The sequence below is a fragment of the Scandinavium hiltneri genome, assembly GCF_024764835.1.
GTDB lineage: Bacteria > Pseudomonadota > Gammaproteobacteria > Enterobacterales > Enterobacteriaceae > Scandinavium > Scandinavium hiltneri.
On record NZ_JALIGE010000067.1, the window covers coordinates 199,573 to 216,752 of the forward strand.

Consider the following 17,180-nt stretch of genomic DNA (forward strand, 5'->3'; position numbering starts at 1 on the left):
AATCCTGATTCGTTCTAATTTCTAACTGACTTATTGAGGACATTCGGTGAAATTGATGCTTGCACTGAGATGCAAAACAGAATAAAAATACACTAATTACGAATAATCATGCATCGAGGTTGTACTGTGGTGAAGGAACGTAAAACCGAACTGGTTGAGGGATTTCGTCATTCTGTTCCCTACATTAACGCCCACCGCGGCAAGACGTTTGTCATTATGCTCGGCGGAGAAGCCATTGATCATGAGAATTTCTCAAGCATCGTCAATGACATAGGCCTTCTTCACAGTCTGGGCATTCGCCTGGTGCTGGTGTATGGCGCGCGTCCGCAGATTGACGCCAATCTGGCGGAGCATCATCACGAGCCGATTTATCACAAAAACACCCGCGTGACTGACGCCAAAACGCTCGACATGGTGAAACAGGCCGCCGGAATGTTACAACTCGATATAACTGCCCGGCTGTCGATGAGCCTCAATAACACGCCTTTGCAGGGTGCACACATCAATGTGGTGAGCGGAAACTTCATTATCGCGCAGCCGCTGGGCGTCGATGACGGCATTGATTATTGCCACAGCGGCCGCATTCGTCGCATAGACGAAGAAGCGATTCACCGTCAGCTCGACAGCGGAGCCATCGTGCTGATGGGGCCAGTGGCCGTCTCCGTGACTGGGGAAAGTTTCAACCTGACCTCAGAAGAGATTGCCACCCAACTCGCCATTAAGCTCAAAGCGGAAAAGATGATTGGCTTCTGCTCTTCGCAGGGCGTGCTGAATTCCCAGGGCGATATTATTCCTGAGCTGTTCCCTAATGAGGCACAGGCGCGGGTCGAAACCTTAGAAAACGACGGCGAGTATTACTCTGGCACCGTACGTTTCCTGCGTGGCGCAGTGAAAGCCTGCCGCAGCGGCGTGCGCCGTTGCCATCTCCTCAGTTACCAGGAAAACGGCGCGCTGTTGCAGGAACTGTTCTCCCGCGATGGGATCGGCACTCAGATTGTGATGGAAAGCGCCGAGCAAATTCGCCGCGCCACCATCAATGACATCGGTGGGATCCTCGAACTTATCGAGCCGCTGGAACAACAGGGGATACTGGTGCGCCGCTCTCGCGAGCAGTTGGAAATGGAAATCGACAAGTTCACCGTGATTCAGCGCGATAACACCACCATCGCCTGCGCCGCGCTGTATCCGTTTCCGGAAGAACGCATTGGCGAAATGGCCTGCGTGGCGGTGCATCCGGATTATCGCAGCTCATCGCGCGGAGAAGTGCTGCTGGAGCGCATTGCCGCGCAGGCCAGACAGATGGGCCTCAGCAAACTGTTTGTGCTGACGACCCGCAGCATTCACTGGTTCCAGGAGCGCGGGTTTATGCCTGTGGAAGTGGATTTGCTGCCGGAAAGTAAAAAAGAAATGTACAACTATCAGCGCAAATCGAAAGTGCTAATGGCCGATCTGACCTGATACCCCTTCATACTTCGAGTCGCATCTTCGTTGACCGCGTCGATGCAACTCGAGGTATTTTGGGTAATAGATAAAAAAGCTTATCCCAACTGCGCGAATAGTGCTGCCAGCCCGCTACGTCGTTCGGTTCTGACGGTGATTGCCTGCGACAGCAGTGCCGGGTCGGCGTACAGTGAGAGCTGCTGCTTGGCACGCGTGATCGCCGTATATACCAGCTCTCGCGTCACCAGCGGCACGCTTTGCGATGGTAAAATCAGCGCCGCATGATTGAATTCCGAGCCCTGCGATTTATGCACCGTCATGGCCCACGCGGTATCGTGCTCCGGCAAACGGCTCGGCTGCACGGATTTAATGCTGCCATCCGGCATCGGGAACCACACCCGCAGCCCGGTTCCCCGGTCGAGTGCAATCCCTAAATCACCATTGAAAAGCCCCAGCGCACTGTCGTTGCGGGCAATCATCACCGGGCGCCCTTCATACCAGCGCGAGTGGCGTGACGGAAGAATGCGCCGTTTACGGGCCAGCATTTGTTCAAGCTGTTCATTCACCCCGCTCACGCCGTACGGCCCTTCACGGAGCGCACAGAGCACCTGATACTGCGAAAAGGCAGCCAGGATCTTAGCAGGCTCCGCACGCGCTTTCAGCAGCGACAGGTAATCTGTATAACCCGCTACAGCCTCTTCCAGCATGGATTCATACTCCGCCGTGGTGCGCAGCGGCTTTAAGGCGATATCAGAAAAGTCTTGTGCAAAGACCTGCTTCATCGCTTTCGCATCGCCGTTATTCACCGCGCGCGCCAGCTGGCCAATGCCGGAATCGCTGCCAAAACGGTAGCTTTTTTGCAACAGGCACAGGCTGTCACGCAACGCACCCGCCTCAGAGCCTTCGCCTGCGGGTACAGGGGTACCGGTCAGTCGACTCAGCTCCTGCGCGCGCGTCGGCGTGTAACCGGCGTTCACCCAGGCACAGATATCACCCAGCACGGCGCCGGCTTCCACCGACGCCAGCTGGTCACGGTCGCCAAGAAAAATCACCCGGGCGTGTGCCGGGAGGGCCGCAATCAGCCGCGCCATCATTGGCAGGTCAATCATCGACGCCTCATCTACCACCAGCACGTCCAGATGCAGCGGGTTTCCCGCGTGATAGCGCAGGCGCTGGCTGCCCGGCTGCGCGCCTAACAGACGATGCAGCGTGCCCGCTTCCGCAGGCAGCAGTTTTTTCTGTTCATCGGTGAGCGGCAACTGACGCAGGGCAGAACCTAGCGATTCCGTCAGACGCGCGGCGGCTTTACCGGTTGGCGCGGCCAGGCGGATACGGCATTTCGGCTGGGTATTGGTCTGGATCAGAGCCGCCAGCAGTTTCGCCACAGTGGTGGTTTTCCCGGTGCCGGGGCCACCCGAGATCACTGAGATCCGCCGCGTCAGCGCCACAGCTGCAGCGACTTTCTGCCAGTCGACCTCATCCGTTGGGGGAAACAGCGCCGCAAGAGTGGTGGCCAGCAGCGCATCATCTCCGGACGCTTCCAGTTCGCTCTGGCTGAAAAAGCGGGCAATCGTGAGTTCATTGCGCCACAGGCGATTGAGATACAAACGGTCGCCGCACAGCACCAACGGCGTCGCTTGCGCGCCATCGCTTACGGCCGGAGAGGCCAGCAGCTGTGCTTCAATGTCATTCACGGGACCGGCCAGGGCAAACAGCTGCTGCCAGAGCGCCTGTGCTCGTCCGATAGCCTGTTCATCAGCATGGAAACGCGAAAGCGGCAGGCATACGTGACCGTCTCCGGCATCACGACTGAGCAACGCCGCCGCCAGCATCACGCCCGCCGTGTCGTGCTCAGCCACCATCAGCGCAAACTGTACGTCCAAATGGCGCAGTAGTTTTTGCTGGGCGGCTTCCATCAACAGGGCTTCCATGGTCATCACATCACCTCCTGTGTATCGCCTGCAAACAGCGCATCCAGACCGTCGATCAGCGCGCGATCGGGCCGGGTCGTAAAGATCCCCTGCCCGCCTTCACCGCCGTCCACGCCGCGCAGGAAAAGGTAAATCACACCGCCGAAGTGGGCGTCAAAATCGTAATCCGACAGCCGGTGGCGCAGATAACGGTGCAGCGCGAGGCTATAAAGTTGATATTGCAGGTCGTAGCGGTGCGACTGCATCGCCTGCGCCATTGCGGCCTGAGTGTATGCCTCGCTGTTTTCGCCGAGCCAGTTGGATTTGTAGTCGAGCAGGTAATAACGTCCATCATGGCGGAACACCAGGTCGATAAAACCTTTCAGCATGCCGCTCACCTGTCGGAAATCGAGCGGCGGGCAACCCGCAGAAAGCGGGTCATGCTGACGGATTAACGCATCCAGTTCCTGCGGTAATAGCAGTTGTTCAATCGGCAGATAGAACTCCATCTCGACCTGCTTATTTTTGGCCGTGAGCTGGTCCAGGGAAATGTCTGCGCCCGGGAGCGGCGTTTGCAGCACGGTAGTCAGCCACTGCGTTAATACCGGAGCCCATTTGGCCTCAAAGCCGTTGCGCTCAAGCTGTTCCTGCATCCACGGTTCATCGACCGGCTGTGTAAAATCGATCTCTTCAAACAGGCTATGCAGGAAGGTGCCCGGCGATGCTCCGCGCGGGAAGTGATGCGGCGTCAGCTCCGGTTCGTCAGAAACGTCAGCCACGCCCGCGGCGTCGATGTCCAGACGCGGCAGCAGATCCTGCGCCACGCTGTGCCCTCTCTGTTGAAGGCCGGAATAGCTGGTGACTCGCCAGTCGTCGACGATGCGCCGCTGCATCTCTCTGGCGCGCAGCTCCGGCATTTCAGGCGCAATCGCCTGCCAGCGTCCCCCTTCCGGGAGCGTCGGGATATGCAGGGTAATGTGTTCGTTACAGAGTTCACGCAGACAGGTTTCAAGGCCCATCGCGTCTTTTGCTTCGCCTTTTTGAACCAGACGGCCCAGCGCACTTTGGTGCAATTCAGTGTCGGTAGCTTTATCGCTGCGACGCGGGCTGAGCGGCGCAATGCCTAAACTGCAGTGCCAAATCGCACGCGTCAGCGCTACGTACAGCAGGCGTAAATCCTCTGCCAGACGCTCAGCTTCGGCGAGTTCAAGGCTTTCCTCACCATTGTGCAAATCGAGCACCGCCGCAAAGGAAGTCCGGTCGTGGTAAAACGCCTGATCCTGTTTACGATAGCGGGCGATAAACGGCAGCCAGACCAGCGAATACTCCAGCCCTTTCGATTTATGCACCGTGACGATTTGCACCAGATGTTTGTCGCTTTCAAGGCGCATTTGCTGGCTCGACGATCCGCTGTCTGGGCCGCCAATCTGCTGCCCCAGCCAGCGCATCAGTGCATGTTCACTTTCGAGTTGCCCGGCGGCTTCCTGAAGCAATTCACTCAAGTGCAGAATATCGGTCAGACGGCGTTCACCGCCATGCGTCACCAGTAAGTTTTCCGCAATATTACGCGCCGCCATCAGCGCACGCAGCATTGCCATCACGCCCCGCTTTTGCCAGAGCTGGCGATACTCACTGAACTCTTCCACCAGCGCATCCCAGGCAAGCTCATCTAAATTCAGGCGCTCAATGTCCTGTGCATTCAGACCAAACAGCGAGCTGGCGAGCGCAGTGCGCAGGCTGCTTTCCCTTTCCGGGGCCAGCACTGCCTGCAGCAACCACAGCAGTTCCTGGGCTTCCGGCGTTTCAAACACGCTGTCGCGGTTAGATAAATACACCGACGGAATACCCAGCGCATTCAACGCATCACGCACCAGCGCCGCTTCCTGTCGGTTACGCACCAGGACGGTAATGTCTGAGGCCTGAACCGGACGCGACGTTTCGCCGCGCCACAGCAGTGCATCACCACGCTGACCGGCGCTCAGCCAGTCGCGAATTTGTCCGGCGCACATCTGCGCCATGAACGCCTGATAATCCCCGGCGCTGACGTTGTTGCCGGGCATCAGCCAAAAGCGCATCGCGGGCTGGTCGTCCCCGTTCATCTCAAAGCGCAGCCCCTGATTTTTGGGCGCTGGCTTCACCGGAAGAAAGGGAATATCCCGGAACATGAAAGGATTATCAGTCAGGCCAAAAAGACGATTGACGCTTTCCACCACGCCCGGGGCCGAACGCCAGTTGGTGTCGAGGGTGTAATGGGCGGCCACATCGCCGCGCGCGCGCATGTAGGTAAAAATATCCGCGCCGCGAAACGCGTAAATTGCCTGTTTAGGATCACCAATCAGCAGCAGCGCAGTATCGGGTTGCTGCCGCCAGATCCGACGAAAAATGCGGTACTGCTGCGGATCGGTATCCTGAAATTCGTCGATCATCGCCACCGGGAAACGCTGACGAATGGCGGCCGCCAGCGCATCGCCGCTTTCACCCTGCAACGCATCATCCAGCCGGCTCAGCATGTCGTCAAAGCCTAGCTCGCCTCGACGCTGTTTCTCCCGCGCCACGGCTTCACGTATTTCAACCATCGCCCGGGAGATGACCAAATCATTGAGCGACGGCGGTGCCGCCAACAGCGCTTCAATGGTGTCGAACAGTGGATGCAGCGGCGGATTTCCGCCCGGTTTGGTGCGCGAAATCAGGAACGATTGGGTAAATTTTTCCAGCGAATCGGGTAGCTGATAGCCGGTATTTTCCGCCTCGGCCCACGCGCTAATCTTCTCGATCCATTTACCCTGATTACCGCGGTTGAACTTGCTTCTGTTGATATCGGAGTTTTCGATAATATCCGCGATTCCCCCGACCGCCGCCTGCCATTGCGCTTTCAGGGCACTCAGCTGCGCCACAATCTGCTGATGGCGGGCAATAAGCGTTTCATCCGATGGCGGGGTTTTGAGCTGTGGGGCTTCGCCCTGAAGATAGCGATCGATGGACTTCAGCAGATCCTGCGGCCCTTTCCAGCTGGCATAAATGGCCTCGGCCACCTCACGCGGAAGCGGGTAACAGTGGCGCCGCCAGAAATCGGCACAGGCCTGGAAGCGCAAGCGGGATTCATCTTCAATCAGCTGTTGTTCGAACAACATGCCCGACTCAAACGCATTGAGGCTCAACATGCGCTGACAGAAACCGTGAATGGTAAACACCGCCGCTTCATCCATCTGCCGTTCGGCCAGCAACAGCACATCTGCCGCCTGTTGAGTATCAGGAATTTCGGCTAGCAAGCTGGCATAAAGGGGATTATCGGTGCGGTTACGCAAACAGGCAATGCGCAGTTCGTGGATGTTGCTACGAATGCGGCCACGCAATTCTTCGGTGGCGGCTTCGGTGAAGGTCACCACCAGCAGCTCTTCGACATCGACCGCGCGGACAAAGGCGGCTTCGCCGCCCAATCCCAGCAACAACCGCAGATAGAGTGCGGCGATGGTGTAAGTTTTTCCGGTGCCCGCTGAGGCTTCAATCAGGCGCTCACCGGTTAACGGCAAGCGCAGGGGATTTAGGGACTCGGCGGTCTCGGTCATTCGTTCTCTCTCATCAACGGCATGGATTGCTGCAACGCGCTAACGCTCTTCCAGACCTTCCAGCCTTTCGGGTGAACAAATTCTGTTTTCCCGTTCTGGCTGCCGGAGACCTGAGAAAGAAGTGCCATGCCCTGCGGCTCCACCACCGTCTGATGGAAGAAGTCAGCAAGTTTTTGCGGCGTCAGCAGTTTTATCTGAGCCACTACTTTATCACGTGAATCAAAACTCATATTACCGCGATCGAAATCTTTGCTGAGCTTTGAAGCCTCTTCACCCAGCGTTTGCGGCGGCTGCTGCATTTGGGCAATCACCGACTGCTGGATTTGCGCAAACTCTTCTGGCTTCATGGCTCGCAGCTTCGCTTCGGCAGTCGGGAAGAAGGCTTTGAAACGCTCCCACAGGAAGCCAGGCTGTTTGTCGCTGCTCTGCAACAGGAAACCGACGCCCCATTGGCGGCCGATGTTCATCGGGAACGCAAACACCGCGTAGCCTAACTGCTCTTCCGTACGCAGTTGGTTGTAGAACCACGGCTGGATAATTTGCCCCAGCATAGCGCTGGCGGCGGAGCTACTGAACTCGTCAGCTTTTGGTGGCGCGAATACCGCAGCAAGCGCGGAATCACTGGTGCTACCCGCTTTTTCAAAGATGGCGTTCTGCTTTTTCTCTACCACGATGTCTTTATTACGACACCACTCAGCACCGTGTGCGTTGAGTTGCTTTTGCACCTCGCGAGCAAGCGAAACAGATTTATCGGCCGTCATGTTACCCACGATAAGAAACTCCGGACGCGCACCTGCTTTCAGTGCATCACGCCAGCTCAGAACGTCCTTCAGCGTGATGGACGGCAATAAGCTACGGCGCTCTTCGCGCTGGAAGTACGGCACCTGAGACAGCATCTGCACCGGCATAATCGCCTGATCGAAGGCTTTGCCTTTCTCGGCGGAATCCAGCATCTGCGCGTACCAGGACTTGGCCTGTTCCAGCTGTTCCTCGGTTGGCTGATAGCTGAAATAGCCCTGTAACAGGGCATCAAACAGCTGCGGCAAACGCTGGGTATAGCCACTGGCGTTGACCATCAGGCCATTATTGGCGCCAGTTGAGAAGCTTATCCCACCTACTGCAGCCTGGTTGCTGAGCTGGTCAAGCGCGATGCCAGCCAGATAATCATTCAGCGCGAAAATCACTTGATTACGGGCCGTTTCCATGGCGTTCGGGTTACGTAGCACCAGGGTTACATCGGCTTTCGGTTCGCTGGCAAAATAGCGGCTCGGGGTGTACACCACCCGCAGCTGCGGCTCATCGACAATCAGCTGTGGCTTATCGGCGACTTTCTCAGACTTAATCAGCGTGAAGTCGTCCGGGATATACGGGTTGAGCGTCGGTAACTGCAACGCGATTTTGGCAGATTCCTGCTGCCATTCGCTGAAGGTCTGCGCGCTAATTTTATCGACCTGATACGGCGCATCGACAAAGTAGGCGGTTTTGTTGTGCGGCTCGTTCGGGCTGATATACCAGATGCGTGCGTTTTGCGGCGTCATCATCGCCAGACGATCCTCGATAGCTTTTGCGTCGTACTGGTCTGCAATATTGACCGCATCGAGCGTGTGCGCGACCGGCACGCGGATCATGGTGTCGGCCAGCCATTCGACATAATCCATATCACGGTTGATCGACGGATAACGGAAATCGAGATCCAGCACGTGGGCCAGTTCATCAAAGTAATGCTTATCCACGCCTTTTTCACGCAGCAGATTGAGGTAACTGAAAATGGCGGCGACAACCTGATCGCGATGCGCCAGGCCTTTATCCGTCAGGGTGGCGGAGATTGCCAGTACGCCGCTGTTGCCGTTCACCACCGGGTCAGAATCGGCGCGAATGCCTTCGACCAGCCCCTGCTTTTGCAGCCAGTCGGACAGCGTTCCCGGGCTACGATTCCCCATCAGATAGGTAATGAGCTCATCGGTTTTACTGCGGAATTGCGCAGTATTGTTATCAATACGAAACTCAACGCGCAGCACTTTACGAGGCACCGCTGGCGTATAGTGAATGATGATGCCTTTCTGCGCATCGGTCACCACCGGTACGGTAATCTCTGGGCGGGTGATGTTTTTGTTCGGTACGCGGCCCCAGGTTTCTGCGGCCATTTTTTCCAATTCTGGCAGCGGCTTATTGCTGTAGATAACCGCTTTCATCAGGTTGGCGGAGTAGTATTTATCGCGGAACGACAGCAGCGCATCGAGCACCGGGCTGCCGGGTTTGTCGCTCAGCGTTTCAAGGTTACCACCGGAGAAACGAGCTCCCGGGTGCGCCGGGTTAATGGTTTCGGCACTCACCTGTGCCATACGCATACCGTCACGGCTGCGGGCCATAGTCAGCTCAGAGTTAACGGCGTTGCGTTCTCTGTCGGCGTATTTCTTATCAAGAAGCGGTTCGGCAATAGCATCTGCCAGGCGATCGACCGCGCCTTCCAGCGCATCGTTTTCTACTTCGAGATAAAACGCGGTGCGATAAGGTGCAGTGCTGGCATTGTGGCTGCCACCGTGCATTTTGAGATATTCAGCGAGGCTATCCGGCTGCGGGTATTTTTTGGACCCCATCAGCGTCATATGTTCGAGGAAATGAGCCAGCCCCGGATGAGAATCCGGATCCTCCAGCGAGCCAATCGGCACCACCAGCGCAGACAGCGACTTCACCGCCTGTGGGTCCGAAACCAATAGCACAACCATGCCGTTATCAAGCTTAATTGCCTGATACTGACGGGGATCTTTCTCGCTTTTGCGGATGGTTTCCTTTATCGGTTGCCATCCATTGTCGGCCTGACTCATGGGCGCCCAAAGGGCGAACAAAACGATAAATACGACATTCAACCAAGTGCTGCGGGGCATTCACGGACCTCATCATTAACAAACTTCTGTGCTGCTCTGAATGGCAGCCTCACTTGTAAACTCTAAATAATTCAAGTTGCAGGAAGACGGCAAACCTGTGAGTCCCCGGGAGCTTACTCAGGTAAGTGACTGGGGTGAACAGGTGTAGCCAACGCACATGCAGCTTGAAGTATAACGAGTATAAACCTCAGTCCGTGACACGTTGCGCATGATAATGGAATCCCGACACCTGTGCAATTTTTATACAACGACTATGACTGATGGAAACGAAAAACTGGCTGCAGGTAACGTTCTGCCTGCGTGATAATCGCTTCAACGCTTTCAGGTTCAAGGGTTCGCCACAGGCGCTGGTACCAGACATCGGCCCCTTCCCCGCGAATTACCATACTGCCTTCCCAGGCTTGCATGAACTTACTGCGCGCTTTCTGTTGTATTTCTTCATCCCATAAAATGACATTATTTTCGCTGTCATAACAGGCTTTCAGCCATGCCCCCCCACTTTCAGGGAGGAACAGCAGTGGCTGAGACAGACCTTCACGATAACCCGCCACCAGCTCAGACAAATATTTCATCGCCTCCTGCGCGGCCAGCGGTGGGAAGCGCCACTCACCTTCTTTACGCAGTAACAGGCGGCTTTCACCGTCTCCTCCACTGGCGCAGTAGACAAGATGCTCAAGCCAAAGTTGCATCCCCTGCGAGACGTTCTGCAAGGACGGACGCCAACGCAGCAGGCCGTCTGACTGTACCTGCGGTAGCCAGCCAGTGATATTGATCCCGTCACAGTGCAGATCAATTTCCAGACTTTTCCCGGGCTTTCGCTGGGCACTTACCCGGTCGGCCAACGCCTGCATCTCCTGACATTGGTCGTCCCAGGCAATTTCGCCAAACGCGCCGTACGGCAGTTCGCCCCCGGCACGAAAACGACGGAACATCAGGCTGGCGTCCTGCTCTTCCACCAGCGTATTCACCAGTTGCTGATTCAGCTGATAGCGTGACAAGCCTTCGAGGGTGAACGGCTCCGTTTCAGGAATTTCGTTCTCTTCAATACGGAAATTCACCTGCAGGCGCATCTGGAAAAACGCCCGTACAGGGTGCAGCCAGAAACGCTGGAGCTGTTCGAAAGGCAGCGTCTCAATCGCCACTGGCGGTAAAGGCTGGATAAATTCGCCGTGCGCCTCGCCTTCCAGGCTCGCTGCTTTTAGCCATTCGTGGGCGTAGCTTTGCTTCTCGCCCGGCATGAAGTTGACGGCATCAAACGGCATTCGACTGTGCTGATGGAGAATATGGGTTTTCACCCTCTGCTCGCTTTCATCACAGTTGAGCATTTCGTCGCCCCGCAGGCAGTGGCTCTGGCCGATGTAATCGACCAGCTCCTGCACCAACACTGACGGATAGCGCTCGCTGTTATCCTGAATAGACCGGCCGATATAGCTGATATACAGTTTTTGCTCGGCGGACATCAGCGCTTCCAGGAACAGATAGCGGTCATCATCCCGGCGGCTACGATCGCCTCGTACCGGTTTCTGACTCATCAAATCAAAACCCAGTGGCGCAAGTGCGCGTGGATAAATGCCGTCGTTCATGCCCAGTAGACAAACCACCTTGAACGGAATAGAACGCATTGGCATCAGGGTACAGATGTTCACCGGGCCTGCGAGGAAACGCTGGCTGATACGCTCCTGATCGAGGCGCTGCGCCAGCTCGTCACGCAGCAGAGACAGCGGAACGGTTTCACCATAGTGAGATTCCAGACCCTGCTCGATAATGCCCTGCCACTGCTGTTCAATCAGCGCCAGCGCAGCTTCGGTATCCGGGTCCGGCAGGAAGAAATCGTTGAGCATTTCACGGCAGACAGGCAGCCAGTCGGTGAGTGCCCGCTCTTGCGTCAGGCGCAGGCGCCACTGGTTCAGTTTCATCAGCAACGACGCCAGATGACCAACCAGTTCGGCGATTAATCCACTGGACTCATCGTACGGCAAAATTGACTGCCACTCGCCCTGACTGCTTTCCATGGCGTAGCCGAGCAGCATGCGCGTCAGGCCAAAGCGCCAGGTGTGCTGGCCCGTCGGCGGTAGATCCCACTCACGGACGTTATCGTCGTCCATACCCCAGCGAACGCCGGACTCGTTTACCCACAGTCTCAGGTAACGCAGCCCCTCTTCATCGATATTAAAGCGAGCCGCCAGGACAGGCACATCCAACAGGGCGAGAACATCTTCACTGACGAATCGGCTGTCAGGCAGCGAAAGCAGCGTAATAAATGCCTGTAGCGCCGGATGGGATTGACGCGCCCGACGGTCAGAAATAGCCCACGGCACGTAGCGATCACCGTTGGCGCTGCCGAACACGGCCTGAATAAACGGGCTATAGCTGTCAATGTCAGACACCATCACGATGATGTCACGCGGGGAAAGATCGTTATTCTCTTCCAGCATCGCCAGCAAGCGATCGTGCAGGACTTCCACTTCGCGCTGCGGGCTGTGACAGACGTGAATGCTCAGGCTGCGATCGTCTGGATCCAGCGTTCGCTTGCTATCACTGTGGGCAAATTCTTCCGCAGTACGCCCGGCGACCGCATTGTTCTGTAACTCCAGAATGTCGTATTGCAGATTGTGCAGCAGGTTATCCGGCTCTATATCGACGAAGGCATCCAGTTCCTGATAGCGTTCCAGCCCGGCGAGCAGGTAGATGTAATCCCGGCCGAGCTTGCCCCATGAGGCCAGTATCGGGTTGCCGATATCCTGCTCGCCGTCGGCATTAAACAATGTCGGGGCCTGATGGCTGTCGCGGAATAAGGGCAGCTCGCGCTGTTCACGATGATGCCGACGCTGACGAGCCAAAAGCTTCGCCAGAAACGCCGGATCTTTAATGTCGCCCCAATAATAACGACATGGATTGGTGAACAGCACATACACGTCAACATGCTTGCCCAGCGCCTGAAGTGCCTGCAGATAGACCGGTGGCAGGGCTGAAATCCCACAAATAAACACCCTGGAAGGTAAGCCAACGAGTGGCTGTTCGCTGTTTTCCAGAGCGGTGATGAAGCGTTGATACAGATTGGCACGATGCCAGAGAGGCTGCCCCAACGCGGCGGTGTGTTCCACCAGCGCTTTCCACAGCGGAGCCTGCCAAAGCTGCGCATCATCAATGCCATCAATGCGCTCGTCGGCTTCCCAGCGAGTTAGCCATTCCGGGCGGTAAACCAGATACTGGTCATAGAGATCGGCTACGCGAGAAGCCAGCTGGAACAGCTTACGTTTGTCGCTATCGTCTGACAAATACTGGCGTAACGGTGTGAACGCTGCCTGCTCAAGCATGTCGGGCAGCAGCGTCATCAGTTTCCAGCTCATGCTTTGTTTATTAAAGGCACTTTGCTCAGGGATTTCTGGCAGAACGCGAACAAACATGTCCCAGATGAAGCTGGCGGGAAGCGGGAAATCAATGTTGGCCGCGATGCCGAAACGCTTTGACAGCGTCATCTGCAGCCACTGAGCCATACCGGTACTTTGCACCAGTACCATTTCAGGTTCGAAAGGGTCGTTAAGCCGGTCCTGCTCAACAATAAACTCCATCAATGCTTCCAGCACATCCAGACGGTTGGAGTGGTAGACCCGTAACATATTCGCTCCTGACGCTCGCGGTTAAGCCATTAACTTTGTGGGCAGTGAAGACGAGACATTTGCCCCTGCCGGCCCACTGGTGTGATGATCGTTACCGTGATGCTGACACATCTTTGGCGGCTTGTCTGCACACGGTTAAGCTGCCAGCCTTCGGGTATTGCGGCGGTATGTAGCTGGCTGTGGCTCCATCCTTCCCGCCAAAGTTGTCGATACAGACTCAACTGTGCAGCACCGACAGCAAGCTGGTTGTGCAAGCCTGATAGCGCCGCCACCACCATCATCATCAATACCACGCTCAACAGTACTTCGGGCAGGCTAAATCCCTGCTGTTGGTTCAAGGGTTCTGGCATTGTAAGGTCTCCTTGCGCGGACAAAAATCACTCCAGCCATTGCGGTCGAACAGTAGAGAATTGCCGTTGACTGTAGCCGTTTGCCACCGGGTTTGTTCCCTGCAACTGGCAATCAACAACGCGGTACCATCGGTGAAAAGCCGCAAGCACACTCGTCCGGAGAAACCCGAAAGGGTCTGGCATTGCACGACCGGCAGCAGCGGCCAGGTGAACACACGCCCCCACTCGAGCAGCGATTCAGCATCCATGCTGTCGCGGAGTACCAGCTTTTCCAGACTTCCCTGCGACAACCGGGCCTGATGTTGAATGCTGATACCCTGTAGCATCAGGCTGCCGAGGACAAGCATCAGTAACACCAGCATGAGTGACGACATTCCCTTTTCCCGGTTCATAGATTGTGCCCCGTTACGCTATGGCTGGCGTTCACCTGAACTGTAGGGCGGCTCTTCAGATGTGCAGAAAGGGTCACGTCAAACTCAGGCGAAAACCCGCTAATGTTATGTCGCTGTACTTTAAATTCATCGACGATAAGGAAATCAGGATCGGTCATCCTGTCCCACCCTTTAGCGTTACAACCTGTCGCGCCACGTAGCGTTTCCAAAGCCCCATTGTTTAGCCTGAAACCCGTTATGTCAGAGTTTGCAGCAGGGGCGTCTTCCCAGACGCCGTTGAGATTGCTGTCCCAGCGAACCCGCAGGCACTGGTTTTCAATAAGCACAGCTTCACCACTACAGGCTCCCCGGCAAAAACCGGCCCGTTGTATATGCCGGGATACGGTAAACAGGCGCTGCCAGATTTCCTCTTCAAGTACCTGCTGCTGAGTCTGCCGGAGAGTGGCCATTTGCAGTGCTGGTAAGAAACGCGCCGTCGCAAGCAGCAGGATGCTACCAATCGCCATGGCTATCAGGACTTCAACTAACGAAAAACCCTGCTGATTTACTGACATAATTTATCGCTTCCTCCCTGACACAAACGTACGCGCCCCCAGCCGGAGACAATTAAACTCCAGCTTCCCGCACTACTTTTAAGCGTGATATGCCCGGGCCACGCGGTGTTTCGCAAGCCATAGAAACCCAGGCCAGGCGTCATCTCGCTGAGTGTCACTTCCGGCCACCGCGGGCGTAATACAAAAATGCTTTGCGCTGTGCAGCTAGCCACCTCTTCACTCAGGGCATTCAGACACCAGCCTTGCTCCGTGCGTTGTAGGCGAGGCAGGCGATCGCGACGATGCCAGCTCGCATCGTTACGCAGCATGACCAGAAAGTCTCTGACCTGCCCAGCGGTTTGCCATAGACGCTGCTGCTGTTGCCAACGCTGCCAGCCGTACAGCCCTCCGCCGCTGAGAATAATCATCAGCGAGAGCGCAACCAGCAGTTCAATAAGGGTGTAACCCTGTTCTCGTTTCATGGTCGCAATATGCTGCGGGACGTAAATCAACGCGAACGTGGACTCCGCGTTTTACGGGCAGGGTTCAGGGGAAATTGATCGGATTGCAGCGGGTTACAGCCAAACAGGAAGGGTGCTTCAGAAAATGAAAACCGGCCACGCGGGCCGGTTGATTTCAGGTGATTTAAATCGCCACTGGCGCTTTAATACCGGGGTGCGGGTCGTAGCCTTCAATCTCGAAATCATCGAAATGATAATCGAAGATAGACGCCGGCTTACGTTTGATAACCAGCTTCGGCAGCGCGCGAGGCTCACGGCTCAGCTGCAGATGCGTCTGGTCCATGTGATTGCTGTACAGGTGCGTGTCGCCCCCGGTCCAGACGAAGTCACCGACTTCGAGGTCACATTGCTGGGCCACCATATGCACCAACAGCGCGTAGCTTGCGATGTTAAACGGCAGGCCGAGGAACACATCGCAAGAACGCTGATACAGCTGGCATGACAGCTTGCCGTCTGCCACGTAGAACTGGAAGAACGCGTGGCACGGAGCCAGCGCCATTTTGTCCAGCTCGCCGACGTTCCAGGCTGACACAATGATGCGACGCGAGTCGGGGTCATTTTTCAGCTGTTCGATGACGGTGGTGATTTGGTCAATATGGCGACCGTCTGGCGTTGGCCATGCGCGCCATTGCTTACCGTACACCGGGCCCAGGTTGCCCTGATCGTCAGCCCATTCATCCCAGATGGAGACATTGTTTTCATGCAGATACGCAACGTTAGTGTCACCTTTCAGGAACCACAACAGCTCATGGATGATGGAGCGTAAATGACAGCGCTTGGTCGTCACCAGCGGGAAACCATCCTGCAGGTTGAAGCGCATCTGGTGGCCGAAAATTGATAACGTGCCGGTACCGGTTCGGTCATTTTTTGGGGTGCCCTCATCGAGCACCTTCTGCATCAGTTCAAGATACTGTTTCATGCTTCCTCAGGAGACTTGTTGCTGTGGACGATGACGATACGCCCAGACCATCATAACGATACCCGCCAGAACCATCGGAATGGAGAGGATCTGCCCCATGCTGATGTACTGCACCCACTCACCAGTAAACTGCGAATCCGGCTGGCGGAAGAATTCGACGATGATGCGGAACAGACCGTAGCCAATCAGGAACAGGCCTGAAACAGAGCCCGTCGGACGCGGCTTGCGGATGAACAGGTTGAGGATGATAAACAGCACCACGCCTTCCAGCGCCAGTTCGTAAAGCTGCGACGCATGACGCGGCAGCACGCCGTACTGATCGAACAGAGACTGCCACTCAGGATGCGACGGCAGTAACGCCAGGTCTTCCGCACGGGAGCCCGGGAACAGCATGGTGTAATGGAAGGAAGGGTCAACACGGCCCCACAGTTCACCGTTGATGAAGTTGCCCAGACGACCGGCGCCGAGACCAAACGGGATCAGTGGTGCAATAAAGTCAGCGACCTGGAAGAAGGTGCGCTTCGTGCGCCTGGCAAAGACAATCATGACGACGATAACGCCAATCAGGCCGCCGTGGAACGACATGCCGCCATCCCAGACACGGAACAGATACAGCGGGTCGCTGAGGAACACCGGCATGTTGTAGAACAAGACATAGCCGATACGCCCGCCGAGGAATACCCCGAGGAATCCGGCGTAAAGCAGGTTTTCAACTTCATTCTTCGTCCAGCCGCTGCCCGGTCGGTTCGCCCTGCGAGACGCCAGCCACATTGCGAAGATAAAGCCGACGAGATACATCAGTCCGTACCAGTGAAGCGCAACCGGTCCAATGGAAAAAATCACCGGATCAAATTCCGGGAAATGCAGATAACCACTATTCATCTGTCACCACAAGTGCTTGTTATTCCGCCGAAAGTGGTCAGCGGTAGAGACGTGCAGCCTGAAGACTGCCCCAAAGGTGCGAATGATAGCACAAGGCAGTCTGCTGGGAGGCGCTGAAAGATGTAAAAGATATGTATAAACACCGGTCCAGCAGGCAGAGAC

11 protein-coding genes are annotated in these 17,180 nt (G+C 56.1%); 1 reads left to right on the plus strand and 10 read right to left on the minus strand.

From position 1 onward, the window contains the following. The first annotated feature begins 126 nt into the window (after positions 1–126). Positions 127–1,458 (plus strand): amino-acid N-acetyltransferase, encoded by a 1,332-nt coding sequence (argA, locus tag MUU47_RS03020; protein ID WP_258986655.1) that lies wholly within the window; start codon positions 127–129, stop codon positions 1,456–1,458. 80 nt (positions 1,459–1,538) lie between these two features. Here the strand turns inward: argA and recD are convergent, their stop codons facing one another. The 10 genes from recD to lgt form a co-directional block, all read right to left on the minus strand. Then, positions 1,539–3,377: an exodeoxyribonuclease V subunit alpha gene (gene recD / locus MUU47_RS03025; protein WP_258986657.1), complete on the minus strand. Its 1,839-nt coding sequence runs from the start codon at positions 3,375–3,377 to the stop codon at positions 1,539–1,541. Beyond that, on the minus strand, positions 3,377–6,916 hold the full coding sequence (gene recB / locus MUU47_RS03030; RefSeq protein ID WP_258986660.1) for an exodeoxyribonuclease V subunit beta: 3,540 nt from the start codon (positions 6,914–6,916) through the stop codon (positions 3,377–3,379). Before recB ends, recD begins: the two co-directional genes overlap by 1 nt. Then, positions 6,913–9,801, minus strand: a complete 2,889-nt coding sequence (gene ptrA, locus MUU47_RS03035) for a pitrilysin (protein ID WP_258986662.1) — start codon at positions 9,799–9,801, stop codon at positions 6,913–6,915. The genes recB and ptrA overlap by 4 nt, the downstream gene beginning before the upstream one ends. Positions 9,802–10,052: 251 nt before the next feature. Continuing rightward, a complete protein-coding gene (recC, locus tag MUU47_RS03040) occupies positions 10,053–13,421 on the minus strand; it encodes an exodeoxyribonuclease V subunit gamma (protein ID WP_258986664.1) in 3,369 nt (1,122 codons plus the stop codon). Positions 13,422–13,450: 29 nt separating this feature from the next. Then, positions 13,451–13,771, minus strand: coding sequence for a prepilin-type N-terminal cleavage/methylation domain-containing protein (locus tag MUU47_RS03045; RefSeq protein WP_258986666.1), 321 nt, complete (start codon positions 13,769–13,771; stop codon positions 13,451–13,453). Then, the gene (locus MUU47_RS03050; RefSeq protein WP_258986669.1) at positions 13,756–14,145 is read right to left on the minus strand and encodes a DUF2509 family protein; all 390 of its coding nucleotides are present in this window, start codon (positions 14,143–14,145) and stop codon (positions 13,756–13,758) included. The genes MUU47_RS03045 and MUU47_RS03050 overlap by 16 nt, the downstream gene beginning before the upstream one ends. Positions 14,146–14,159: 14 nt before the next feature. Continuing rightward, positions 14,160–14,717, minus strand: a complete 558-nt coding sequence (locus MUU47_RS03055) for a prepilin peptidase-dependent protein (protein WP_258986671.1) — start codon at positions 14,715–14,717, stop codon at positions 14,160–14,162. Then, a complete protein-coding gene (locus tag MUU47_RS03060) occupies positions 14,708–15,178 on the minus strand; it encodes a prepilin peptidase-dependent protein (protein ID WP_258986673.1) in 471 nt (156 codons plus the stop codon). The genes MUU47_RS03055 and MUU47_RS03060 overlap by 10 nt, the downstream gene beginning before the upstream one ends. 163 nt (positions 15,179–15,341) lie before the next feature. Next, a complete protein-coding gene (gene thyA / locus MUU47_RS03065; RefSeq protein ID WP_258986676.1) occupies positions 15,342–16,136 on the minus strand; it encodes a thymidylate synthase in 795 nt (264 codons plus the stop codon). 6 nt (positions 16,137–16,142) lie between these two features. Then, positions 16,143–17,018, minus strand: a complete 876-nt coding sequence (lgt, locus tag MUU47_RS03070; RefSeq protein ID WP_258986679.1) for a prolipoprotein diacylglyceryl transferase — start codon at positions 17,016–17,018, stop codon at positions 16,143–16,145. Positions 17,019–17,180 lie beyond the last annotated feature (162 nt).